This window comes from Pseudarthrobacter sp. NPDC058196 (genome assembly GCF_042882685.1).
Taxonomy (GTDB): Bacteria; Actinomycetota; Actinomycetes; order Actinomycetales; family Micrococcaceae; genus Arthrobacter.
The window spans coordinates 212,705-235,035 of record NZ_JBHVVN010000003.1; the positions used below are offsets into that span (position 1 = coordinate 212,705).

Annotated in this window: 19 protein-coding genes and 1 other RNA gene; 3 read left to right on the forward strand and 17 right to left on the reverse strand. The window is 63.8% G+C overall.

The window, feature by feature from the left end; all coding sequences use genetic code 11:
• Nucleotides 1-27 precede the first annotated feature (27 nt).
• The 3 genes from ACFVVC_RS06045 to ACFVVC_RS06055 all read right to left on the reverse strand — a co-directional run bounded on the left by ACFVVC_RS06045 (nucleotide 28) and on the right by ACFVVC_RS06055 (nucleotide 4,768).
• Complete coding sequence (locus ACFVVC_RS06045) at nucleotides 28-1,053, reverse strand: ATP-dependent 6-phosphofructokinase (protein ID WP_387450191.1); 1,026 nt, start codon at nucleotides 1,051-1,053, stop codon at nucleotides 28-30.
• The gene (locus ACFVVC_RS06050) at nucleotides 1,050-4,235 is read right to left on the reverse strand and encodes an HAD-IA family hydrolase (RefSeq protein WP_387450193.1); all 3,186 of its coding nucleotides are present in this window, start codon (nucleotides 4,233-4,235) and stop codon (nucleotides 1,050-1,052) included. Before ACFVVC_RS06050 ends, ACFVVC_RS06045 begins: the two co-directional genes overlap by 4 nt.
• A 68-nt stretch (nucleotides 4,236-4,303) precedes the next feature.
• A complete protein-coding gene (locus tag ACFVVC_RS06055; RefSeq protein WP_387450195.1) occupies nucleotides 4,304-4,768 on the reverse strand; it encodes a pyridoxamine 5'-phosphate oxidase family protein in 465 nt (154 codons plus the stop codon).
• 178 nt (nucleotides 4,769-4,946) lie between these two features.
• On the opposite strand from ACFVVC_RS06055, the gene ACFVVC_RS06060 reads away from it, so the two are divergent.
• Both ACFVVC_RS06060 and ACFVVC_RS06065 read left to right on the forward strand, forming a co-directional pair.
• Nucleotides 4,947-5,183, forward strand: coding sequence for a hypothetical protein (locus tag ACFVVC_RS06060; protein ID WP_387450196.1), 237 nt, complete (start codon nucleotides 4,947-4,949; stop codon nucleotides 5,181-5,183).
• Complete coding sequence (locus ACFVVC_RS06065; protein ID WP_387450198.1) at nucleotides 5,180-7,330, forward strand: acyltransferase family protein; 2,151 nt, start codon at nucleotides 5,180-5,182, stop codon at nucleotides 7,328-7,330. The genes ACFVVC_RS06060 and ACFVVC_RS06065 overlap by 4 nt, the downstream gene beginning before the upstream one ends.
• Nucleotides 7,331-7,454: 124 nt before the next feature.
• Here ACFVVC_RS06065 and ssrA read toward each other — a convergent pair.
• From ssrA to ACFVVC_RS06135, 14 genes are all read right to left on the reverse strand, one after another.
• Nucleotides 7,455-7,823, reverse strand: a transfer-messenger RNA (tmRNA) gene (gene ssrA, locus ACFVVC_RS06070).
• A 73-nt stretch (nucleotides 7,824-7,896) separates the two neighbouring features.
• Nucleotides 7,897-8,370 carry an SsrA-binding protein SmpB gene (gene smpB / locus ACFVVC_RS06075; RefSeq protein ID WP_387450200.1) on the reverse strand — a complete coding sequence of 158 codons (474 nt, stop codon included), beginning with the start codon at nucleotides 8,368-8,370 and terminating at the stop codon, nucleotides 7,897-7,899.
• An 82-nt stretch (nucleotides 8,371-8,452) separates the two neighbouring features.
• Nucleotides 8,453-9,883, reverse strand: a complete 1,431-nt coding sequence (locus tag ACFVVC_RS06080) for a peptidoglycan DD-metalloendopeptidase family protein (protein WP_387450202.1) — start codon at nucleotides 9,881-9,883, stop codon at nucleotides 8,453-8,455.
• Nucleotides 9,884-9,910: 27 nt separating this feature from the next.
• The gene (ftsX, locus tag ACFVVC_RS06085) at nucleotides 9,911-10,825 is read right to left on the reverse strand and encodes a permease-like cell division protein FtsX (protein WP_387450204.1); all 915 of its coding nucleotides are present in this window, start codon (nucleotides 10,823-10,825) and stop codon (nucleotides 9,911-9,913) included.
• The gene (ftsE, locus tag ACFVVC_RS06090) at nucleotides 10,822-11,610 is read right to left on the reverse strand and encodes a cell division ATP-binding protein FtsE (protein ID WP_387450206.1); all 789 of its coding nucleotides are present in this window, start codon (nucleotides 11,608-11,610) and stop codon (nucleotides 10,822-10,824) included. The genes ftsX and ftsE overlap by 4 nt, the downstream gene beginning before the upstream one ends.
• A 185-nt stretch (nucleotides 11,611-11,795) precedes the next feature.
• Nucleotides 11,796-12,911, reverse strand: coding sequence for a peptide chain release factor 2 (prfB, locus tag ACFVVC_RS06095; RefSeq protein WP_387450208.1), 1,116 nt, complete (start codon nucleotides 12,909-12,911; stop codon nucleotides 11,796-11,798).
• Nucleotides 12,912-12,987: 76 nt separating this feature from the next.
• Nucleotides 12,988-13,398 (reverse strand): pilus assembly protein TadG-related protein, encoded by a 411-nt coding sequence (locus tag ACFVVC_RS06100; RefSeq protein WP_387450210.1) that lies wholly within the window; start codon nucleotides 13,396-13,398, stop codon nucleotides 12,988-12,990.
• Nucleotides 13,399-13,433: 35 nt separating this feature from the next.
• On the reverse strand, nucleotides 13,434-14,045 hold the full coding sequence (locus tag ACFVVC_RS06105; protein WP_387450212.1) for a TadE/TadG family type IV pilus assembly protein: 612 nt from the start codon (nucleotides 14,043-14,045) through the stop codon (nucleotides 13,434-13,436).
• The gene (locus ACFVVC_RS06110; RefSeq protein WP_387450214.1) at nucleotides 14,026-14,442 is read right to left on the reverse strand and encodes a TadE/TadG family type IV pilus assembly protein; all 417 of its coding nucleotides are present in this window, start codon (nucleotides 14,440-14,442) and stop codon (nucleotides 14,026-14,028) included. The genes ACFVVC_RS06105 and ACFVVC_RS06110 overlap by 20 nt, the downstream gene beginning before the upstream one ends.
• A 3-nt stretch (nucleotides 14,443-14,445) precedes the next feature.
• Entirely contained in the window at nucleotides 14,446-14,697 is a 252-nt protein-coding gene (locus ACFVVC_RS06115) for a hypothetical protein (RefSeq protein WP_387450216.1), read from the reverse strand.
• A 71-nt stretch (nucleotides 14,698-14,768) separates the two neighbouring features.
• A complete protein-coding gene (locus tag ACFVVC_RS06120) occupies nucleotides 14,769-15,710 on the reverse strand; it encodes a type II secretion system F family protein (RefSeq protein ID WP_387450218.1) in 942 nt (313 codons plus the stop codon).
• Nucleotides 15,707-16,564 (reverse strand): type II secretion system F family protein, encoded by an 858-nt coding sequence (locus ACFVVC_RS06125; RefSeq protein ID WP_387450220.1) that lies wholly within the window; start codon nucleotides 16,562-16,564, stop codon nucleotides 15,707-15,709. Before ACFVVC_RS06125 ends, ACFVVC_RS06120 begins: the two co-directional genes overlap by 4 nt.
• Entirely contained in the window at nucleotides 16,561-17,784 is a 1,224-nt protein-coding gene (locus tag ACFVVC_RS06130; protein ID WP_387450426.1) for a CpaF family protein, read from the reverse strand. The genes ACFVVC_RS06125 and ACFVVC_RS06130 overlap by 4 nt, the downstream gene beginning before the upstream one ends.
• Before the next feature lie 364 nt (nucleotides 17,785-18,148).
• Nucleotides 18,149-19,450 (reverse strand): hypothetical protein, encoded by a 1,302-nt coding sequence (locus ACFVVC_RS06135; RefSeq protein ID WP_387450222.1) that lies wholly within the window; start codon nucleotides 19,448-19,450, stop codon nucleotides 18,149-18,151.
• A gap of 600 nt (nucleotides 19,451-20,050) precedes the next feature.
• On the opposite strand from ACFVVC_RS06135, the gene ACFVVC_RS06140 reads away from it, so the two are divergent.
• On the forward strand, nucleotides 20,051-22,240 hold the full coding sequence (locus ACFVVC_RS06140; RefSeq protein WP_387450224.1) for a lysozyme: 2,190 nt from the start codon (nucleotides 20,051-20,053) through the stop codon (nucleotides 22,238-22,240).
• Nucleotides 22,241-22,331: the final 91 nt, after the last annotated feature.

Sequence of the window (22,331 nt, forward strand, 5' to 3'; positions counted from 1 at the left end):
CATGCCAGCCCCTTCGCGCCGGTCGAATCACCCGAACAGCACAGCTGCTTCCCGGTAGCGGGCCTCGGGAACCCGCTTAAGCTCACCCAGGGCCTCATCCAGGCCCACGTTCACAATGTCAGTGCCCCGCAGCGAGACCATGGTGCCCCACCGTCCGGCCGCGGCTGATTCGACGGCGGCAAGGCCAAGCCGGGTGGCAAGGACCCGGTCAAAAGCGGTGGGCTCACCGCCGCGTTGGACGTGGCCCAGCACTGTGGCACGGGTTTCGATGCCGGTCCGTTCCTGCAACTGTTGCTCAAGCAGCAGCCCGATCCCGCCGAGGCGCGGCCGGCCGAAGGTGTCCAGGCCGCGCGGCGCATACGGTGCCTCGCGCCCCTCCGGCGCGAAAGCCTCAGCCACCACCACCAGCGGAGCCCTGCCGCGGTCGCGCGCCGAGCGTACCCAGGCGGAGATCTGATCGATCGAGACCGGATGTTCCGGGATCAGGATGGCATGCGCACCGGAAGCCATCCCCGAATGCAGCGCTATCCAGCCTGCGTTCCTGCCCATGACCTCGGCAATCATGCACCGGTGGTGTGATTCGCCCGTGGTCCGCAACCGGTCAATTGCCTCGGTGGCAGTCTGGACTGCGGTATCGAAGCCAAAAGTGTAATCCGTGGCGCCCAGGTCGTTGTCGATGGTCTTTGGGACACCCAGGACCTTAAGCCCCTGTCCGCACAGCTCCCGGGCCGCCGCCAGGGTGCCTTCTCCCCCGATGGCAATAAGGCCGTCCAGCCCGTTGCGCTGGAAGCCGGCACGAACGGCGTCGATCCCGCCCGCGGCCAGCGGATTGGTCCGCGATGTCCCCAGGATAGTCCCGCCAAGGCGCGCGATCCCGCGGACAGCCGTCCTGGGCAGGGGAACGAGGTCATCCTCCAGGACGCCCCGCCATCCGTCGCGGAATCCCAGGAATTCGTAGCCATGGGCGACGTCGCCGCCCAGCACGGCTCCACGAATGACCGCATTCACACCGGGGCAGTCGCCGCCGCTCGTAAGGATCCCCAGCCGCCTCACGATGCCGCCACCCCGGCGCTCCGGGCAGGTAGCGGGAACTGCCGGGCTTGGCCCGGGGGCAGGACCACATCGGTGCCATAAACGTGCACGGTGATAGGGCCGGCATCACCCGGGGCGGACGCGATGCTCATCTGCCCGTCCTTGAGGTGGACCCGCAGCCGGTGTCCCCGATAGAGGACCTCGAAGGCCACCGCACGGAGCCGTGTTGGCAGGTTGGGGGCGAACAGGATGCTGTCCCCGCTGAAGCGCAGGCCGGCAAAGCTGCGCTGCACCACGTCGATGGTTCCTCCCATGGCGCCCAAATGGATACCCGCCCGGGTGGTGCCGTGCTGGGTGTCGTCGAGGTCGGCGTCGAGCGCTTCCCGGAAACTGTCCCAGGCACGGTCTGCGTCCACCCCGGCCAGGACGGAGGCGTGGGCCACCCGGCTCAACGTGGAGCCATGGGCCGTCCTGGACAAGTAGTACTCGATGGTCCGGTTCAGCTGCTCCTTCGTGAAACCGTAGCCCAGTCGCTCGAGGATACCCAGCAGGCCTTCGTGGCCCAGTAGATAGGGGAGCATCAGGACGTCCGCCTGTTTGGCCAGCTTGTAGCCGTTGGTTCCGTCGCCCTCGGCTTCCAGGATCAGGTCCAGCCGCTCAATGTCGCCGTAGAGGTCGCGGTAGTGCTCCCAGTCCAGTTCCTTTAGCTGCTCATATCCAGCGAACTGGCTGATGACGCCGTCGCTGTGGAACGGGACATACATGGCGGCGCCCATAGCATCCCAGCCGGCGGGCTCCCCTTCGTCAACGCCGAGTGATTCCATCAGCCCGGCACGCTCGCTTCCGTGCACGTAGCGAAGGATTCCCGCCGCCTGCATGCACACCCATGCCGCCATGACGTTGGTGTAGGCGTTGTCGTCCAAGCCAGGTTCAAGCCGGCCCGGATATCCCGTGTGGTATTCATCAGGGCCCACAACACCACGCAGGTGATATCTGCCATCTCGCTGGTCGAAGGCAGCCAGGGACCGGAAGAACCGGGCCACTTCGATCACCAGCTCCGCACCTTTTTGGAGGAGCCAGATCCTGTCTCCGGTGGCTTGGAAATACTGCCACGCGTTGAAGGCCACCGCCAGGCCGGAGTGGACCTGAAGATGGGAATAGTCCCGGACCCACCGGCCGGACCGCTCGTTGTACAACCACTTCGGTGTCTCCTCAGTCCCGTCGCTGCCGCTCTGCCACGGGAACTTCGCCCCTGCCAGGCCTGCCGCGGCAGCGGCGTGCCGGGCGGCGGGCAGCCGCCGCCACCGGTACTCAATCACGGAGCGGGCCACCCCAGGGGTCCTGGACGTGAGTACCGGGAGGACGAACAGTTCGTCCCAGAAGACGTGCCCGCGGTAGCCCTCGCCGTGCAGTCCACGCGCGGTGACGCCTGCGTCGAGTTCGGCCGTGTGGCGCGTCAGTGTCTGCAACAGGTGGAAGATGTGCAGGTTGAGGACCAGCCGTACCTGGACCGGGGCGTCGATCTCCACGAGGACGGGGCGGAGTTCCCTCCGCCATGCCTCCTCGTGGGACGCCAGGAGCTGGGGGAAGGAATCGCCCGCTCGTTCCAGCACTGCGCGGGCCCCGGCTTCCGGGGAGGAAATGGCCCGGTCACGGGACGTCACCACCGCCACCGTCTTGGTCAACCTGACAGGGGCACCCGGCGTGAGGGAAAGACGGAACGTCCGGTGGTGGAAGTCCCCTTTTCCGGGCTCGCCCACCGGTTCCGCCGCCACGGACACGCGCGTACGGTACGCCGCAGCGATACGGATGTGGCTTTGGGTGGTCTCCACTTCGACGACGGAAGGCGCGTCCGGGGGCAGTTCGACGGCGGTGCCGCGCGACGGCGTCAGGTCGGCCAGGTGGATGTCCGAGCCCTGGGCCCGCTCTGGCAGGTTCGCGTTGCGGACGCCGGCGTTGATGCCGCTACGGACTTCCACGGCGCCACTCCACCCCAGGGCGGTGATGGTGGTCTCGACGGCCAGGAGGTGGGGTTCGGCCATGGAAACGAAGCGGACCTGGACCACTTCCAGGCGACGGCGGTCCACGCTCTCCAGCAGCAGGCGGCGTTCCAGCACGGCCCGGCGGAGGTCCAGGACCCGGCGCTCGCGCACCACGGTCAGGCCGCCGTCCGACCACCACTGCAGTCCGGCGATCCGGAGGTCCAGCGGGAGGCAGTCGGGCGCATTGACCATGTGCTCTTCGACCAGCATCTCGTCGGCGGCCTTCACCGTGACCCGGTTGTACACGCCGGCAAGGTACATGCCCGCGTAGCTGAAGGGGCCGCCTTCGGGCGCCGCCCCCCGGACGCCCATGTAGCCATTGCCCAGCGTGGTCAGTGCTTCACGGTGCCCTTCGTGGCCGGCGTCGACGCCCTCGTACACGAGGTGCCAGGCGTTGCCGATGACCAGTCCCAGGTCCAGCTCACCCACATCGTTCAGGACAATACTTGCGCCGGCCGCCTCCAACTGATGACGGCTGCCGCTGCGGTCGATTCCGACCACCAGGCCGAAGCTGCCCCGGCGTCCGGCTTCTACTCCCGCCGCCGAGTCCTCCACCAGCACGGCATGTGGCGGTGCGACGCCCAACTGGGCGGCTGCGGCGAGGAAGACGTCCGGTGCCGGTTTTCCCCGCAAACCCAGCCCTGCCGCCGTCGTGCCGTCCATGACCACCGTGAACAGGTGCTTGATGCCTGCGGCATCCAGGACCAGTACGGCGTTGCGGCTGGAGGTGACCACGGCGGTGGGGACCGCCGCGCCGGCAAGCCGCTGCAGCAACTCCAGCGTTCCGGGGTAGCTTTGCACCCCGTCCCGGCGCACGCGCTGATGGAACAGCTCGTTCTTCCAGGCGCCCAGTCCAAAACCGGTCCAGGCTCCGGGCTCATCGGCCTCGGCTCCCCTACCGATCTCCACCCCCCTCGCTGCCAGGAACCGGACCACGCCGTCCTCACGCGGCATGCCGTCGATGAAGGAGAGGTATTCCGCCCGGGTCAGCGGAGCACGGTTGGCGCCGGCGGGCATCCGCGGGTCCTGGAATATCCGGTCGAAGGCATCTTTCCAGGCCGCCTGGTGGAGCAGTGCTGTGTTGGTCACCACCCCGTCAAGGTCGAAGATGACGGCGTCAAATGGTGGCTTGGCGGCAGCGGCGGTTGGCGACCCGATCATAGGTCAGTGGTACCAGCACGCACGGTATCCCGGACAGGGCCGTTGGGCCCGCCCGCGGTTGTCACGGCCTATGCGGTGTCCTGCCGGGTGCCGTGCCCAACGTGATTCCACCAGGTCAGCGGCGACGTGATGGTGAAGCGCCTGCCGGTGACCGAGGCGGGTACGATACGGACGAAATGGTCCTTCTCTCCGGCCTGCCAGGGAAACAGGGTAAGGCCCGCTCCGGCGAGGAGTTCATCCGAGGGCTCCAGGATGACGGCTTTTCCCTTGACCAGGACGCTCCAGGCTTTGGCGTCGTCATGGCCGTCGGCTTCAAGCGCGACGGCGAGTGGCCCGCCGGCCGCGCGCAGCTTGGTTCCTTCGCCCGTGCGGAAGACCAGCGACTCCTGGTCCACTTTGTAGTTGACGGGGAAGACTTCCGGGTAGCCGTTGATGAACACCGCAAGGTGGCCCACCGAGACACCACGGAGGAGGTCCCAGCAGCTGCCTGGGTCCAGAAATTCAGTGGGCGTCTGCGGCGGGTCGTTGTGCATACAGTCGAAGGTAGCGGCGTGCCGGAGCATGCCGCTAGAGCATTTAGGCCCGGGCGCTGACGTGGCGGCAGGGCATTGCCCGGGCAGCCTCATCAAGCCCGATGAGCACCGGACCAGGCATGACGCGATGCTAGAGTACCCCGGGGGGTTGCAACAGCGGCCCAGACGCAGAGCTCGCTTGTTTCATGACCTCATCGACTCCGCCGCCGCCAAGGCGGCCGGTATTCGTCCAGCTGTTTCCGCCTGCGGGGTGCTGCCCGCAGGCGTCGAAAAGAAGCTGGCGCCGTTCTGTCTCCGGATGTCGCCTGAACACGCCAAGCACTGTGTGCACAGCCTGAAGGCCCTCCACGCATGCTGTCAGCGAAAGCGGCAGGCGTGCTGCGCTCAAACGAAGATCGACAAGGAGTACCTGTGACCGGACACGTCGTCCTGCGAACCCGTGCGGAAATGCGGAGAACAGAGGCCGTCAACGCAACCCGCAAGGATATCCAGGCACTTCGCGCACTGGCGGTGGGGCTTGTGGTCCTGAACCATTTGTGGCCGGCACAGCTTCCCGGCGGCTACGTCGGCGTCGATGTGTTCTTCGTGATCTCAGGCTATTTGATCTCCAAGCACCTTCTCGGTGAACTGGAGCGGTCAAACCGTATCAACCTCGGACAGTTCTATTCACGGCGCATCCGGCGGTTGCTTCCCGCCGCAACCCTCGTTGCTACGGTTTCCCTGCTGGCCGCATGGGCACTGCTGCCATTCTCGCGCTGGCTTGCCATCGCGCAGGAAACCATTGCGTCAGTTCTCTACGTCGAAAACTGGGTCTTGGCGGCGAAGTCGGTGGACTACTCGGCCCACAACGAAGCCGCTTCGACGGTGCAGCACTATTGGTCCCTCTCGGTGGAGGAACAGTTCTACCTGATCTGGCCCCTGCTGTTCCTGGGGCTGTCCCTGGTCGCGATCCGCTTGCGCCGCCGTCGGCGGGCGTTACTGGCACTGGGTGTCGTTCTGGTCAGTGCCCTTGCGTTGGCATTCTGCGTCTGGTTCACCTATACCAACCGGAGTCCGGCCTATTTTGCCACGCCCGCACGTGCCTGGGAGTTCGGCGCAGGCGCCCTGATAGCCCTCGGGGGTCCCCACGCAATGGCAGCCTTGCGCCTGCGGCTGCCCGACTACCACCTGGCGCTCTCCGGCACGGCCCAATGCCTCGGATACGGGTTGATCGCGTATTCCGCCTTTTGCTTCAACGAGCAGACCTTCTTTCCGGGCTTCGCCGCGGTGGTGCCTGTGGCCGGGACCGTCCTGGTAATTGCCGCCGGTCCGAACGGACCGCTGTGGTCACCAAACCAGATCCTGGCTGCGCGGCCCGTCCAGTTTCTGGGCGATGTGTCATATTCCCTTTACCTGTGGCACTGGCCCATGATCGTCCTGGCGCCGGCGCTCCTGGGCCACTCGCTGGGCACACGGGACAAGGCGGTCATCCTGGTAGCAGCCATTGCGCTGGCGTACCTTTCCAAGAAACTCATTGAAGATCCAGGCCGCACGAACCTCCTCCGGGGAGCCAAACCCGCCCGTGTCTTTGCGGCAATGGCAGTCACTGCGGCAGTGGTCTGCGCACTCTGCGGTGGGCTCTTGCTGAACTTTGGGAAAGCCCAGGCTGCCGAAGCGGCGAAGCTGGAAAGCCTCATTGGTGAGCCTTGCCACGGGGCGCGCAGCCTGGACGCGCGAAACAATTGCAGCGACCCCTTCGGCGCAGCCAAGGTCGCCAATGTGGGGCCGAACGAAGCACCATGGTTCAGCGCGCCCGAATGCCACCCGTCCGCGGATCCGGTTGTCTACGAGGACCTGCAGGTCCTGGCCGAGTGCGACTTCACTGGAGGGGCACAGCCGGAGGCGAATGTCTGGCTGGTAGGCGACTCGCATGCCGAGCAGTGGAAGGCCGGGCTGTACGAGCTCGCACGGCTGCACAAGTGGAAGGTGAAGGAATCACTGTTGGGCGGTTGTCCGTTCGTTGACGTAAAGCGGGTGGCCGTGGCGGGCGCGCCTGCCACGGACCCGCACGCACAGCAGCGGTGCCTCGGGTGGAGCGCTCAAGTCTCCAATCGGATCGTCAAAGAGAAGCCAGACATGGTCTTCGCTTCCTCTTTCGGGGCAGGTGAAACGATCGACGACGGTACAGGCCGTCCGCAAATGGATCAATACAAAGACGCCGTCACCCAGAGGTTCCGTGACTGGACAGCGGCAGGCAGCCGTGTCTTCGTCTTTCGGGATCCGCCACTGACCCTTCACCGCACCAGCCCCGACTGCGTGGCACTCAACCAGCAACAGCCAATAAATTGCGTCAACGCGCGTGAAGAGGCACTGGCACCGGACCCGGTTGCGGAATCCGCCAAGGGCATGGGCAAGCCCAATGTAAGGGTCCTCGACCTCTCGGACCAGTTCTGCGATAGCCGGCGCTGCTACGCGGTCATTGGCGGGCTGCAGGTCTATTTCGACAATGATCATGCCGCCCGCAGCTATATCCGGTCCCTGGTCCCGGTCCTGTTCCAACGGTTCAACGAGGCCCGGCAATAAATCGCGGCCTCCCGGGGACGCTGCTGCCGGCGCCCCGCCGAACAAACGAAAACGCCCCGGTCCTGGGACCGGGGCGTTGCGGCAAAGGCCGGGACATCCGTTGGGATGTCCCGGCCCTTGCCGTGGGTGGAGATGGGGGGAATTGAACCCCCGTCCGATGTCGTGTTGTCAGGGCTTCTCCGGGCGCAGTTTGCGTCGGATTTTCTCGGCCCCAGCCATGCTGCAAACAGCTGGCTGATCCGGGCCCAGTCACCTAAGAGTCCCGTTTACTCCGGTGACGGGAGCAAACAGCAGTGGCTATCTAAATGACGCCAGGATCCGGGGCGATAGCAACCCCGGGCTGACGGACTGTCTTACTGCTTAGGCAGCGAGAGCGAAGTCAGTGCGCTTAGATTCGGCACTTATTGGTTTGCAGACAGCGTTTACGAGATAATTCTGCATCCTCGGCCCGCTTCACCTGTCGCGACTAACATCGTCGAAACCGATCATCCCCGTATTTTGTTACCAAACCGGCGGGCAAGCCTGCCGGACTATCAATACTAACGCATGCCCTGCGGAAATAATTCCTAGCGGCGCCGGTTGCGTTCGCGCATCTCGCGCTGGGCTTCCCGGGTGTCCTGCTGCTCCCGCAGCGTCTGCCGCTTGTCGTATTCTCGCTTGCCGCGGGCTACACCGATTTCCACTTTGGCCCGCCCGTCCACGAAGTACAACTGCAGCGGAACGATGGTGTAGCCGGATTCCCGCACCTTGTGGGAGATCTTGATGAGCTCCTCGCGGTGCAGCAGCAGCTTGCGCCGGCGGCGGGCAGCGTGGTTGGTCCAACTGCCTTGGTTGTACTCGGGAATGTGGATGGCTTCCATCCACAGTTCGTCGTTGTAGAACGTGCAGAATCCATCCACCATGGAGGCGTGGCCTTCCCGGAGGGACTTTACTTCGGTGCCCATCAGGGCGATGCCGGCCTCGTAGGTGTCCAGCACGTGATAGTCATGCCGGGCCTTGCGATTGGTGGCCACCACCTTACGGCCACTTTCTTTAGGCACGGGGAAACTCCTCAGGTTCAGGTTGGCTGCTCCGTGCCCGCGGCGCGGAGCTATACCAGTCTACGGCAGGGGCAGGACGCCCCTAGAGCAGTCCCATGGGGTCAACCGCGGCGCCGTTGAGCCAGGTTTCAAAGTGGGCGTGGCAGCCGGTGGAGTTGCCCGTGCTGCCGGAGTAGGCAATGAGCTGGCCTTGCGAGACCCTTTGTCCATTCGAAACCACGATGCTGGAGTTGTGGTAGTAAATGGTCGTCAGGGTGTTGCCCTGGACCACACCATGGTCGATCTTGACGCGCCAGCCGCCGCCGTCGGCGGAATTCCAGCCTGAGCTGAAGACTTCACCGGCAGCTGCAGCGTACACGGGGGTGCCGCAGGCCGCGCCGAAGTCGATACCGGTGTGCATGTATCCGCCGGTGCCGTAGAAGTCGATGGTGCCCGGAGGGGTGGTGCGGTAGCCAAAGCCGGAGGTGATGGGGATGCTGCCGTCGAAGGGGTGACGGAGGCCAAAGGCCGACGGCGACCCTGCTGCGGGAGGAACATACGGCTGGACGGGCGGGGCCGGGCGGTTCGCTGCCGCCGCTGCGGCGGCAGCTGCAGCGGCCGCCGCCGCAGCCTGCCTGCGTTGTTCGGCTTCCCATGCCTCTCGGGCCTTCCGGTCGCGTTCGGCGATTTCGTTGGCCACCTGGTTCTGGTTGGCCTGAACGCCCGCAAGCTGGGCCTGAATGCCGGGTTTAGCCGCCTGGAGCTCCGCATCGAGGCGGGTGGTGTCGGCGATCAGCTGGTCAACCTGGGCTTTCTTGGCCGCGGCTTCGTCGCGGGCGGCCTTCTCGCGTTCCAGTGCTGCATCGGCCTTGGCCTTGAGGTCCTTGATCTCCCCTTCCACAGCCTGCAGCCGGGCTTCGGAGTTGACGTTGGTGGCGTTCTGCTGGTTGAGCTTGTCCATCGCCGCGTTCTGGCTGCGCATGGCCTGGTCGGCGAGGTCCATGGTGTCAGTCAGGCTGCCGCCGCCGCTTGACCCGAAGAAGAGCGACAGGTTGGAGGGGACGCCACCGGATTTGTAGGCCTGGGTGGCGATCTGGCCGATCAGCTTCTTGGTGTCGGCGATCTTCTGCTTGTCCGTTTCGAGCTGCTGGGTGATCTTGGCCTTGTTCTGCTGGGCCATGTCGACGCGCGCGGCCAGGGCCTCCGATTCTTTCACCGCACTGGCCACGCGGCCTTGCGCGTCAAGGAGGGCCTGCTGCGCACCGGGCAGCTGGCCTTGGTAAATCACCAGGTCGCCGGCGGCCTTCGCGATCTTGGAATCGACGAACTCAAGGGAGGCTTGGACACGGGCCGCTTCCGCCTCGAGCGCGGCCTTGCGGTCTTCAAGGTCGTCGGCGAAGGCCACGGGGGTCGCCACGGCCATCCCGGCGGAAAGAATGATAGCCAGTACACCGCTGACGATCCCCATGCGGCGGGCAGCCGGCCGCCCCCGGCGGAACCGGCGGCGTGGGGAGGTTTGATCGGTTACGTTCATGAGCATTCCTTGGTCGGTTTGCATAGCCTAAACGCGCAAATATCTGCGAAGGGTCAAGAGAGACGAAATTCCTGCCAAGGATCCGCCAAGGATCAGCAACGCCGGAGCGAGGATCAGTGTCTGGCCGGAGGAAATGAATGCGGTGTCCGGGTACTGGCGGGACATGTAGTCACCCAGGAAGAACTGTGCTACTGCCCACAGGGTGCCGGAGGCCAGCGCAGCGCCAATGACCGCGGCGATGACCCCTTCGAGGATGAAGGGCAACTGGATCACGGTCTTGGACGCGCCCACAAGCCGCATGATCCCGGTTTCCCGGCGCCTGCTGAACGCGGAGAGCCGGATGGTGGTGGCGATCAGCAGGATGGCGCAGACGATCATGACGCCGGCGATGCCCACCGCCACCAGGGAGGCGCCGTTCATCACCGAGAAGAGGCGTTCGAGGAGCTGTCGCTGGTCGATCACGGTCTCCACGCCCGGCTGCGATGAGAAGGTCTCACTGATGATCTGGTACTTCTCCGGGTCCTTCATGTTGATCCGGAATGACGCCGGGAGTTGGTCCGGGGTAACGGAATCGACTATGGGCGAGTTGGAGAACTGGTCCTTGAAGTGCTTGTAGGCCTCATCGCGGGACTCGAACTGGAAGTCGTTGATGTACTGCGCCACGGCAGGTGATTCCAGGAGCGCGTTCAGGCCCTGCTGCTGCTCGGGGGTGACCGGCCCGGACGCGCATCCCGGCGCGGTCGAACCGTCGCTGCACAGGAAGATGGCCACCTGGACCTTGTCGTACCAGTACCCCTTCATCTGGTTGATCTGCATCTGGAGCATTCCGGCTGCGCCCACGAATGTGAGGGACACGAATGTCACCAGGATGACTGAAACCACCATGGAAACGTTGCGGCGCAGGCCGCTGCCAATCTCGGAAAGGATGAATGCAAGCCTCATTGCCGCGCCTCACCTTCGGCGCTGTTGCCCGGCAGGCCGTCGTCGGGCGCTTCCCTGCCGCTGGCGTCCTTAAGCCGCCTGGACTGGCCGACGACGGGGATCATCGAGGTGTACAGGGCCTTGGCTTCGTCGCGGATCACCACGCCGTTCTTGAGCTCGACCACCCGCTTGCGCATCTCGTTAACGATGTCGTCATCGTGGGTGGCCATCACCACCGTGGTTCCGTTTTGGTTGATCTTGTCCAACACACCCATGATGCCCATGGACGTGGTGGGGTCCAGGTTTCCGGTGGGTTCGTCGGCCAGGAGGATCCCGGGCCGGTTGACGACTGCCCGGGCGATGGCAACGCGCTGCTGCTCGCCGCCGGACAGCTCGTGCGGCATGCGGTGTTCCTTGCCTTCGAGGCCAACGGTCTTGAGGACCTCGGGGACGGTATCGCGGATGACGCTGCGGCTCTTGCCGATGACCTGCATGGCGAACGCCACGTTGGCGAAGACGTTTTTTTGCGGCAGGAGGCGGAAGTCCTGAAAGACGACGCCGATGCCGCGGCGGAGGCGCGGCACGCGCCAGCTCGAAATCCTGGCGACGTTTTGGCCGGCGACGTAGACGGCGCCCGAGGTTGCGCGGTCCTCTTTCAGCACCAGCCTTAGGAAGGTGGACTTCCCGGAGCCCGAGGCCCCCACCAGGAAGGCGAATTCGCCGCGATCAATCTCAAGGTTGACGGAGTCCAGCGCAGGCCGGGCTTTTTGGTCGTAGACCTTGGTGACATTTTCGAATCGGATCATGGCCCTAAGTACCCTGCAGGGCATGGCTGATTGTTCTGATGCAGCCCAGTCCTGCAGCCGGTGCACGGGTTTTCGTTTGGGGGAAGTAGGGCCCCGGCCCCTCGACTATACGCAGGATGCCCGGCGCTTGGGCGGGCTTTCGGGGGCGTGTCGCCGGATCCGATGGCTGCGGGAGGCCCGCCCGGCTACTTTTCGGCGTTGCGGTTGTCAGTACGCCAGCGGATGCCGGCGTCGATGAAGTCGTCGATCTCGCCGTCGAACACTGCCGACGTGTTACCCACTTCGTGTTCCGTGCGCAGGTCCTTCACCATCTGGTAGGGGTTGAGGACATAGGAACGCATCTGGTCGCCCCAGGAGGCTTTGACGTCCCCGGCCAGGGCCTTCTTCTCCGCGTCTTCCTGTTCCTTCTTCAGGAGGAGGAGCCGGGATTGCAGCACGCGCATGGCGGCGGCCCGGTTTTGGAGTTGTGACTTCTCGTTCTGCATCGAGACGACGGTGCCGGTGGGAATGTGTGTGAGCCGCACGGCGGAGTCGGTGGTGTTGACCGACTGGCCGCCGGGTCCGGAGGAGCGGAATACGTCGACCCTGATTTCATTGTCAGGGATCTCGATGGAATCGGTCTGTTCGATCAGCGGGATGACTTCCACTGCTGCGAACGACGTCTGGCGCCGGCCTTGATTGTCGAATGGGCTGATCCGGACCAGGCGGTGGGTTCCTGCTTCAACGCTGAGGGTGCCGTAGGCGTAGGGCGCCTTGACCTCGAACGTGGCCGATTTCAGGCCGGCTTCCTCCGCGTAGGAGGTGTCCATGACCGTCGTGGGGTACCCGTGCCGCTCGGCCCAGCGGAGGTACATGCGCATCAGCATTTCGGCGAAATCTGCTGCGTCGACACCGCCCGCTCCGGCACGAATGGAGACCACGGCTTCGCGCTCGTCATACTCTCCGGACAGCAGGGTGACCACTTCCAGGTCCTTGAGGGCCTTCTTGATGGATTCGAGTTCGACTGCGGCCTCCCCCATCGAGGCGGCGTCGTCCTCGTCCTGGCCCAGCTCCACCAGGACTTCGAGATCGTCGATCCGCGAGGCCAGGTTGGTGAGGCGTTCCAGCTCGGACTGGCGGTGGGAGAGCCGGGAGGTGATCTTCTGCGCCGCTGCGGGATCGTCCCACAGGTCCGGCTCCCCTGCCCGCTCGCTGAGTTCGGCGATGTCCTCACGGAGTGCATCCACGTCGGAGACGCGTTCGATGGACTCGTAGGTGGCGCGGAGGGCGCGGATTTCAGCGGAAAAATCAATATTGGCCATGGTGGTTTAACCCTACGCTATTCGGGCATACGGCCCTGCGCTGCCGGTCAGCGGGGACTGGATCGCCGGGTAGGCATCAACGGGTCAGCCGGGAGCGCGCCGTGGAAGTGGCCTCGATGCGGATTCCGTCGGGAACCAGGAAGTTCACCACCGGCGGGTGCACGGCGGCGGTGAGGACTACGACGGCGGTAGAACCGTCGGGTGATCCGGTTCCGGCGGCGACGGCGAGGCTGGAGAACCGTTGCGATGCCGGGCTCCTGCCGACGAAGTCGGCTGCCACGTTGCGCACACGGGCCGGGCTGAGGACAGCCGAGGGAGTTCCGCCTTGCGATGAGACGTCGCCGAGCGTGTAGCTGTCGGCGGCGGCCAGCGATGCTCCATCAGCCAGAGAAAGGAGCCGTTTGTGTTCGACGTAGACACTGGATATTCCGATGACGACCGTTGCCACCAACAAGGCCAGGGCCACGTAGCCGACGATCATCACCATCAGTTGGCCTTCCTCGCCATTTTGCGCACGGGGCGTCACCGGTACCGCCCCACCAACTGGGTTGCGGAGGCTTGGACGTTCGTGGCCGACAGTCCTTCCGCAAAAGGGAGGAACGGCAACGGCACGCTGAGGCTGACGGTCACCGTGACCGCACTTCCCGCAGCGGTGCAATCTGCTGGTTCGCAGCTTGTCGTCATATTTGCCCGCCCTGGTTCATGCCCGAAATCGGACAGAGCCAGGGATACTGCCCCCTCTGCGGCCGCCTGCGCGGTGACGGGGTCGGACTGGGCAACATATACCTTCGCTGCCTGGTCAGCGGCGCCCACCACGGCGAAGGAGCCTCCCTGAATCTGACCCACTGTGATGACGAAATACACCAGCGGGACCATCAGCAGGAGTGCCAGGAATGTGAACTCGACGACCGCACTCCCCCGTTCGTGCTCGCTGAAGTGCCACTGCAGGTTCCCTCGGTCCGGCCGCGGCTGTTTCACCGCCCTGCCGGAGGCGGTTGCATTTCCCGGGCGTTGCCCGGCGTACGTTGCCGGCTCCCGGCAGAGTGCGTCCGCGAGCCTGGTCCTGATGCGGAACCCGATGGCAGCGTCGGGCGGCTTGCCAGGCGCGAACGCATCACGGCTGGACGGCTGCATGCCCTTTCACCTCCAGCATGTCCCGGGGACCAATCAGGCCGATAACAGGCAATGGTGACCGGACAGTGACCTCCAGCGTGCGCATGCCTTGCAGATTCACTTCCCTGGTGTTGACCTGCTCGGCAAATCCGGGATTCAGGGCAATTCCGATGAGGCTGCGGGTCCGTTCCTCCGCGTCGGCGGCGTTGCGGTCTGCCAAGGTTCCGTAGCGGGCGCCGGACGCGGCAGCATCGATAAGGGTGTTCCGAACGTGCAGGACCAAGGTCAGCTGGATAATCGCGAGGAAGAACATCGTGAGCAGCCCGCCGACCAGAACGAAGTCCACGACGGCAGAGCCCCGCTCCCCCTGGGAGGGCAACCCGGGACGCGCTTCGGGCCCTGGAGCGGATCGTGCCATGGATCAGTTCCCTACTTTGTCCATGGCCTGGTTGAACATGGCTTCCAGGGCCGGGCCGGCGAGCGCCAGGAGTGCCGCCACCAGGACGGCGGACATCAGTGTGATCATTACCCAACCCGGCACGTCCCCACGTTCGGGGTTGTCGCCCGGACTCCCTTTGGAGCGGCGCCCTCTCACCGGGCGTTGTATTTCAAACTGCACCAGAGCGGCCAATCCGATAAACAGCCCGACGAGACGGTTTCCCATAGTTTTCACGTTGCGTCCTTTCCTGACGAATACGGTGTTCTTGCACGTTCTGCTGCACAACGGGTTGCCGCCCACAGCCTTCAGAAGCCCAAATTAATCGCCGCTATGCCTGGGAATACGGCGAATAGCACCGTCAGCGGGAGTACCCCGAAGACCAACGGCACCATCATCGCTATTTCTTTCTTGCCCGCCGCTTCCATCAGGTCCCGCTTGGCCGAATCACGGACATCCTGGGCTTGGGCACGGAGCACTTCCGCAAGAGGGGTTCCCCGGTCCACCGCAACGATGATGCCGTCAACGAACCTGACCAGCGGCGCAAGGTCAGTACGTCCAGAAAATTCCTCCAAGGCAAGGATGAGCGGCTTGCCTGCCCGGGTCTCCGCGAGGATCTTCGCAAATTCCTTTGACAGTTCACCTTGGGCGCTCCTGCAGACCCGGTCCAGTGCCCCCGTCGCGCTTTCCCCCGCGCTGACGGCCAAGGCCATCAGCTCCGCCAGGCTGGGGAATTCGGCCATCATCCGCGCCTCCCGGCGTCGGACCTGGGCGCCCAGCCAGTAGTCCCGCAAAACAAAACCCGCCGCCGCGCTGCCTATGATTAGGGCCGACGCAAAGATTGGGCTGAACCGTCCTGCGGCGGCTCCCATGACTACGACCGTCATGGCGATGGCAAAACCGGCTGCTGCCCAGAGCAGCTGCTCCGCACGGAAGTCAATGGGTGACTTGCTGATCCCCGCTTGGGCGAGCCGCCGCTCAGTTGCCCCCGGAGAGGGGTTAAGCCGGGCAAGAGCCGAAAGCCAGTCGCGGAAGACGGGACGGAGGATCCGTTCCAGCGGGCCGAACGGTGTCAGGTTCTGTTCGCCCGCGTTCAAGAGCCGCGACTCAAGGTTCTGCGACTTAAGTTGGGGCTCGATCCGCTCAGCGAGCGTCAGGGCGCGCATCGGCGGGGACCTGAAGATCGCCAGCCACAATCCGAGGCCAAGGCCGATTCCGCAGACAACGGCGGCGGGCGTGACGGCCATCATCGGAGCACCCTTTCATCCTGGGGCAGCGCACCGATCCTCAACATGACGGTGTAGCACATGAGCGAGACAACCAGGCCCCCAAGCAGGACTGCCGCACCCATGGGAGTGTTGTACGCCTGGATTGCTTCCGGCCTGGTTGCCAGCAGGACCATCACGATCCACGGTGCAGCAACAGCAAGCCGGGCCGCGTTGATCGTCCAGGACTGCCGCGCTTCCAGCTCACTGCGCGTCCGGGCGCTTTCACGGAGGAATTCTCCCAAAGTCCCGAGCAGCCGCCCCAGATCGGAGCCGCCCACTTCACGGGTGAGGCGCAATGCTTCCACGATGCGGTCGGCGACGGGATCGGCAAGCCGGTGCTTCAGTTTGTTCAGCGAGCCGTCGAATTGGCCGCCGGCCCGGTAATCGGCCCCGAACTCGCGGAACAGAGGCCGGAGTTCCTCAGGCCCTTTGTCGCCGAGTTGGATAAGGGCCTCAGGCAACGGGAGGCCAGCACGGATTGCCGAGCGAAGGTGATCAACGACGTCGGGCCAGAGCTGGCGGAGCAGCGCTGTCCTTTTTCGCGCCCGCCAGCGGAGCATCGTGAGAGGCAGCCACGCTCCGAAAAGGCCGAAGCAGCCGGCGATTGGCCATGAACGGCTGAGCGCGAAGAAGACGAGGGCAACAAACAGTCCCAGACCCAGGCAGGTCCCGGCCAGCCCCCGGGCCGATACTTTCTCTACGCCGGCGGCAACGAGCAGATCGCTGAGGCGTCCGGGCTTCCGCTCCCTGGGTCCGGTATTAGGAGTCTCCCAGCAGGACCACCAGATGAGGAAGAAGCCCACCCCAGCCGCAGCTCCCAACATCGCGGAAATCATCGTGCGTCCAATAGTGCGGCGACGTCGTATCCCGCCCGGGAGAATTTTTCCGCGGCCGGCATTGCATTTGGCCTGGCCTGCAGGACGCCGCTTTCCAGGGCAAAAACGAGCGAGGATTCGATGATGCCGTTCTCCACCCGGCGCCCGAGCGAGAGGATCTGTGTCACCTGCCGCCGCCCGTCTGCCTGCCGGCTGCAGTGCACGACGAGGTCGATGCAGGATGCGACTGTGGGTACCACGAAGGCGCTCGAGATGTTCTCCCCGGCCAGCAACGGCAGCGTGCAAATTTTGGTGACGGCATCATGGGCGGAGTTTGCATGGACGGTACACATCCCGGGAAGGCCACTATTGAGTGCAATCAGCATGTCCAGGCTCTCGGCTTCCCGGACCTCCCCCACCACCAGCCGGTCGGGCCGCATCCGCAGCGCTTCCTTGACCAGGCGCCGGAGCGGGATCTCGCCTTCGCCCTCCAGGTTGGGTTGCCGGCACTGGAGGCCCACGACATCGCGCAACGGGAACTGGAGTTCGAAGATTTCTTCAACAGTGATCACGCGTTCCCGGCTTCCGATACTGGCCGCCAAGCAGTTGAGCATGGTGGTCTTGCCGGCCTGTGTTGCACCGGAGACCAGGATGTTCAGGCCACTGGATACTGCCGCCCCGAGGAACCGCGCAGATTGGTGTGTCAGCGTTCCGAGCTCAACAAGGTGTTCGAGCCGGCTCGCCTTCACCACGAATTTTCGAATGTTGACGGCCCAGTGGCGGCGGGTGACATCCGGGATGACCACGTGAAGCCTGGACCCGTCAGGCAGGGCAGCATCCACGAAGGGCGAGGACATGTCCAGCCGCCTGCCGGAACTTTTCAGCATGCGCTCCACGAGGTCACGGACCTGCTGCTCCGTCAGGCTCAGTGAGGTCAGTTCGGACTCGCCATTGCGCGCAACAAAGATCTCGTTTGGCGCGTTGAGCCAAATCTCTTCTATCGAAGGATCGTCGAGCAGCGGCTGGAGCACACCGAACCCTGCCACCGCGTCGAACAGGAATCTGCGGGCCGCATCCAGCGGTCCGATGGGCGGAAGCGGGCCCATCAATGCCCGTTCGTCGTAATCGGTGACCGCAGCCTCCACCAGGCGCCGGACTTCACCGGCTTGCTTGAGCGGATCCAATCCGCGGCGGCGGATAAGTTCGCGGACCTCGTCCTCGACTATTCCCAGCGCGTCCATATGTTCCCCCATACAAATGCCGCCTCCGTCGGAGGCACTGCGACTGGGTTACAGCCTAGGGAGACTACACCACGCTGCCAAGTCATATGGGTCGGACCTGTGGACAAGCCGGTCCCGCCAGCCGTTGGAAGACGCCGCCGTCGGCCTGACAGCGATCGGCATTCGATCTTTCGGCCCGGTCTGAGATCCCTTCACGGGCCGCTTCTTCAACACCAAGGAGGCACAGATCGGAAGGCAATCGAGCGCCCGCGGCGGCCCCGAGGTGCTTGACGCCGGCGAGCCGTCGCTACCAGCAAGGGACCGACGCGGCGATACTGTCCCAGGTCTTTCCTTTCATGCGGGGCGGCAGCAGGACCGGGGGGCTTTACCGTCGCAAAACGGTGCAAGGAACGTCTACCTTCCAGTTCCCCGGCGCCGTTCCGACCGCATATTCGACCATTGCAGGATCAGCAGAACAGGCTGCCCGGGCTCCGGCTACACCTTCAGCCCAGATGGGTCCGTCTTGACGGAACGAGAATGACGGGAAGAAATACAGGAATTGCAGCAGGGTGAAGGTGGCCAGCACCGCCGTTGCGCCCTTTACTGACGTTTTTTCCAGGGCCACTGCCAGCAGTGGAAGGAGGGCAAGCAGGAACATGGACGGCACCACACTGTATCTGCCCAACAGGAATTCATGCCACTGCGGGGCCTGAAAGTCCGCATAGTTGAAATCCTTCGAAAAATTAAACAGTACGGCGGCGGCCCATGCGCCCCCGGATGCCACAACAGCACAGAGCGCGAGGATACGGTTCGTCATCGTGCTTCGAAAGATGAGGAAAATGAATGCCGCAAAGAAGGGAAGCGCCGCCAGCACGATCGGCATCGCCCCGAAGTTCAGCACAAGAAGTGCAATCTGGCTGGAGGTGCCAAATACCAGAGCCGAACTGCTGTTGAGGAACCATCCGGCCATGACAGACAAAAGGTTTGCCGGCTCGAAAGGAGCAGAGCGGGGATAGGCGGTGGTCGTAAGCACCTGGCAAACAATTCCCAGCAACAAGCCCGCCCTCGCGGGCCAAAGCCCTCGCTCCCGGTACCGGTAAAGGAAGACCGGTACAAACATCAGCGTGAGGATCTCGGTCAGGGACGCGAGCGCGGCCACAACGAACAGGGCAATTCCTTCAAGCCTGTTCCGCGCCGGCCTGATGAGAAGCCAGGGAGCCAGCCACAGCAAATACCAGTGGATGTTGGCAAAATTGCCCTGGGTCTCCAGCGCTGCAGGTGCCACGAGGACTGTGATCGATGCCCAGGCCAGCCGCGGTACAAGGCGTGTCGAGATGGCGCTGGCACAGTGGAAGACCATGAAGGCAACGAGTCCAACGATCAGGCTGCTCAGAAGTGAGATAGCCACGGCAAACGCGTCCACGGGGAAAAGGCGGACAACGATTGCGGCCGCAAGTCGCGGCACCACGTGCAGGTAACCCTGGTACGGGGCAAAGACTCCGAGAATTCCTGGACGCGCCAGCGCATCCTGGACAAAAACAGCTCCATCTTCTGCCCAGATGGTCCCTTGGGCTGTGGGGCTTAGCCGGGCGAAGGCGATAAGGCTGGCCCCCAAAACTGCGACGGGAGCTGCTGTGATCCTCCAGCCCAGTGTCGTGAAGGCTTTAGAGCCTTGATTGCTATTCATCGTCCCTCATGACCCGCGGCGTTAAGCGCACGAAGCCAGCTAGATCTGGATGCGCGGTCAACGAATTCTCTCTGCGGACGCGCCCCATGAATGCTACCGGATTCGCCGGCGAGTCAATCAAAGCCCCACAGGCGGAGCACCGACCTTCAATACCCCACACGAGCCCCAGCAGAAACACGAATACCACTAGTCCCCCACGCAACACGATGCTATGGTGAGCGCGTTAAGTGTCAATAACCCTGTTCGGCAGGTCCCTGGGGGGACCACCGGTGCAGCAAACCAGATGGGCGTTCGGGGGAGCGCACATTGTCTTCCGGAGCCAATATGAAGCGGAACCTGTCTCAGTCCCGTACCCCATTCCTGAAGTACCTAGGGGTGGTTCCGCTTGCGCTTGCTCTTGTAGCGGGCCCGGGCCTCACCGGACCCACCTTCGCTCTTGAACCGAGCCCGGCGCCCACTCCCTCGGCTCCACAAACTGCCACGGCCTCCCCGGCTGCTGCGCCCCTTGGCGCGATGCCGTCCCCAGCAAGCAGCACGGCCAAGCCCTCGCCGCTTCCCACGCAGAGCGCAGTGGCTGCCCCGTCGCCGCAACCTCAATCCATGGCCGATGCCATCGGACCAGGGGGAGCGCAAATGGGGCAGCGTTCAGCCAGGGTGACTTCCTCCGCGGCCCCGACCGGCGCCAAGCCAAACGGCATTGAAGCCCTCACCGCCCAGGGCACTTGGATGCCAACTTTCGGAGTCCAGGGACTGGATGTCAGCTACTACCAGTCCGCAGTCGACTGGCAGCAACAGTGGAACATGGGAGCCCGCTTTGCCTATGTAAAAGCTTCCGAGGGCAACTACTACACGAATCCCGCCTACAGTTCCCAGTACCAAGGATCCCGAAACGTAGGGATGATCCGGGGCGCCTACCATTTCGCGATTCCGAACTGGTCTTCCGGAGCCGACCAAGCCACTTATTTTGTCAACAACGGTGGAGGGTGGTCCCCCGACGGATATACTTTGCCGCCGGTGCTCGACTTTGAATTCAATCCCTACGAGGGTAAGACCATCAACGGTTTCTACTTCGGTAACACCTGCTACAACATGTCGCCCGGCCAGCTGGCAGCCTGGGTCCAGGACTTCGGAAACACGGTCAGGTCAATGACTGGCAGGTTACCCATGATCTACACCAACACGAGCTGGTGGAATCAGTGCCTCGGCCACCAGACCGGTTTCGGCGATTACCCGCTTTGGGTAGCTGCGTACCCCGGTTCGCCCAGCAACGACGCCGGCGCCGTTCCAGCGAGTTGGTCAACGTACAGTGTCTGGCAATACAGCAGTACGGGCCCAATGGCCGGCGACTCGAATGTATGGAATGGCGACTACGCGTCGCTGCAACGATTTGCCGGGGTCGCATTGCCGACCGGAAGCTTTGACGAACTTTCCGTTGTCAGGAACGGGAACGACGTCGGCGTTCGGGCCCGGGGATGGTCGGTCGATCTGGCCAATATCCCGGCTTCAAATCAGACACACGTTTACATCACCGGCCCTGACGGCACGACAACCGGCTATCCCTGGACGGCCGATGCTGCCCGTCCCGACGTCAACAATGTCTTTGGCTATGGTTCGTCCCATGGCTTTGACGGCACCGTTCCCATCAACAAGTCTGGAACGTACGAGGCCTGCGCATACTCCATAGGTACTTTCGGCAATACCGCTCTCGGCTGCAAGAGCATCACGGCCACTGGCGTCGAAGCACCGATCGGAAACTTCGACAGCCTCAGTGAGGTCAGGACTGCTGACAAGGTCGCAGTCCAGCTGCGCGGATGGGCAGTTGATCTGGCTAACCCGGCCGCCAGCACATACGCGGATACCTACATTACCGGCCCGGACGGGGTCACTACCGGCTACCGCATGACCGCGAACACTTCCCGGCCCGATGTCCAGACAGTTACCGGCCTTGGTTCCAACCACGGCTACGACTACCAAGTGACTTTGTCGGCGCCGGGGAGCTACCAGGCGTGCACATATGCAATAGGCCAAAACTCGAATCTCCCGCTTGGCTGCAAAAGCATCGATATTGCCGCCAGCCCCGCACCTCTGGGTTCCTACGATGCGCTTTCCCTCGTTCAGGCGCCCAACACCGCCAACCTCCAACTAAGCGGCTGGACTTTAGATCCGAGTTACCCGGGGAAGAACAACACGGTGAACGTCTACGTGTCGGCCAAGGATGGCACGCCGATAGCAAATTCCGCCTCGGCAACGGCAACGGCAACGGCGAACGTTGTGCGGCCTGACGTAAATTCAGCGCTCAACACCATCGGCAACCACGGTTTTCAAGCCCAGCTCGCGATCAATCTCCCGGGCATCTACACAGTCTGCGCCAAGGCCGTCGGCGTTGCTCCTTTGTCTACCGGCCCCACGCCCCTGGGCTGCAGGGACATCACGGTTAAGGCGACCCCTCCCACTATGGGAAGCCTTGATACTGCAAGTATCCAAGTCACTAACGGGCAGGCGTCGTTGATTACCCAGGGATGGACGCTTGACCCGGCCATGCCTGGCATCTCCAACCCCGTTCACGTCTACATCACTTATCCCGACGGGACAAGGAAGGGATACCCGTTTACCGCCAATCTCAAGAGGCCGGACGTCAACGCCGCTCTTCAGACCATTGGAGACCACGGATACTCGACGACCGTCCCCATTACGGCCCGGGGCCAGTACAGCGTGTGCACCTATGGTGTGGCGGTTTCAGTGTTTAGTACCGTGAATACGCAACTTGGGTGCCGCGGTTTGGTGTACTAGCTACGAGGCCAGCACGGTCAACGGGAACCAGAATACCGGCAGGCCGGGGATGGAAGCCGGGTCCACCGCCGCACACGGTAGGATTCAGGAC

Bases quoted from the DNA above. Each gene is read 5' to 3' on its own strand.
- ACFVVC_RS06080 (WP_387450202.1), bottom strand. From the start codon at position 9,883: ATGAACGTAACCGATCAAACCTCCCCACGCCGCCGGTTCCGCCGGGGG.
- ACFVVC_RS06130 (WP_387450426.1), bottom strand. From the start codon at position 17,784: ATGGACGCGCTGGGAATAGTCGAGGACGAGGTCCGCGAACTTATCCGC.
- ACFVVC_RS06055 (WP_387450195.1), bottom strand. From the start codon at position 4,768: ATGCACAACGACCCGCCGCAGACGCCCACTGAATTTCTGGACCCAGGC.
- ACFVVC_RS06105 (WP_387450212.1), bottom strand. From the start codon at position 14,045: ATGCAGCCGTCCAGCCGTGATGCGTTCGCGCCTGGCAAGCCGCCCGAC.
- ACFVVC_RS06100 (WP_387450210.1), bottom strand. From the start codon at position 13,398: ATGGTGATGATCGTCGGCTACGTGGCCCTGGCCTTGTTGGTGGCAACG.
- ftsE (WP_387450206.1), bottom strand. From the start codon at position 11,610: ATGATCCGATTCGAAAATGTCACCAAGGTCTACGACCAAAAAGCCCGG.
- prfB (WP_387450208.1), bottom strand. From the start codon at position 12,911: ATGGCCAATATTGATTTTTCCGCTGAAATCCGCGCCCTCCGCGCCACC.
- ACFVVC_RS06110 (WP_387450214.1), bottom strand. From the start codon at position 14,442: ATGGCACGATCCGCTCCAGGGCCCGAAGCGCGTCCCGGGTTGCCCTCC.
- ACFVVC_RS06125 (WP_387450220.1), bottom strand. From the start codon at position 16,564: ATGATTTCCGCGATGTTGGGAGCTGCGGCTGGGGTGGGCTTCTTCCTC.
- ACFVVC_RS06135 (WP_387450222.1), bottom strand. From the start codon at position 19,450: ATGAATAGCAATCAAGGCTCTAAAGCCTTCACGACACTGGGCTGGAGG.
- ftsX (WP_387450204.1), bottom strand. From the start codon at position 10,825: ATGAGGCTTGCATTCATCCTTTCCGAGATTGGCAGCGGCCTGCGCCGC.
- ACFVVC_RS06120 (WP_387450218.1), bottom strand. From the start codon at position 15,710: ATGATGGCCGTCACGCCCGCCGCCGTTGTCTGCGGAATCGGCCTTGGC.
- ACFVVC_RS06140 (WP_387450224.1), top strand. From the start codon at position 20,051: ATGGCCGATGCCATCGGACCAGGGGGAGCGCAAATGGGGCAGCGTTCA.
- ACFVVC_RS06050 (WP_387450193.1), bottom strand. From the start codon at position 4,235: ATGATCGGGTCGCCAACCGCCGCTGCCGCCAAGCCACCATTTGACGCC.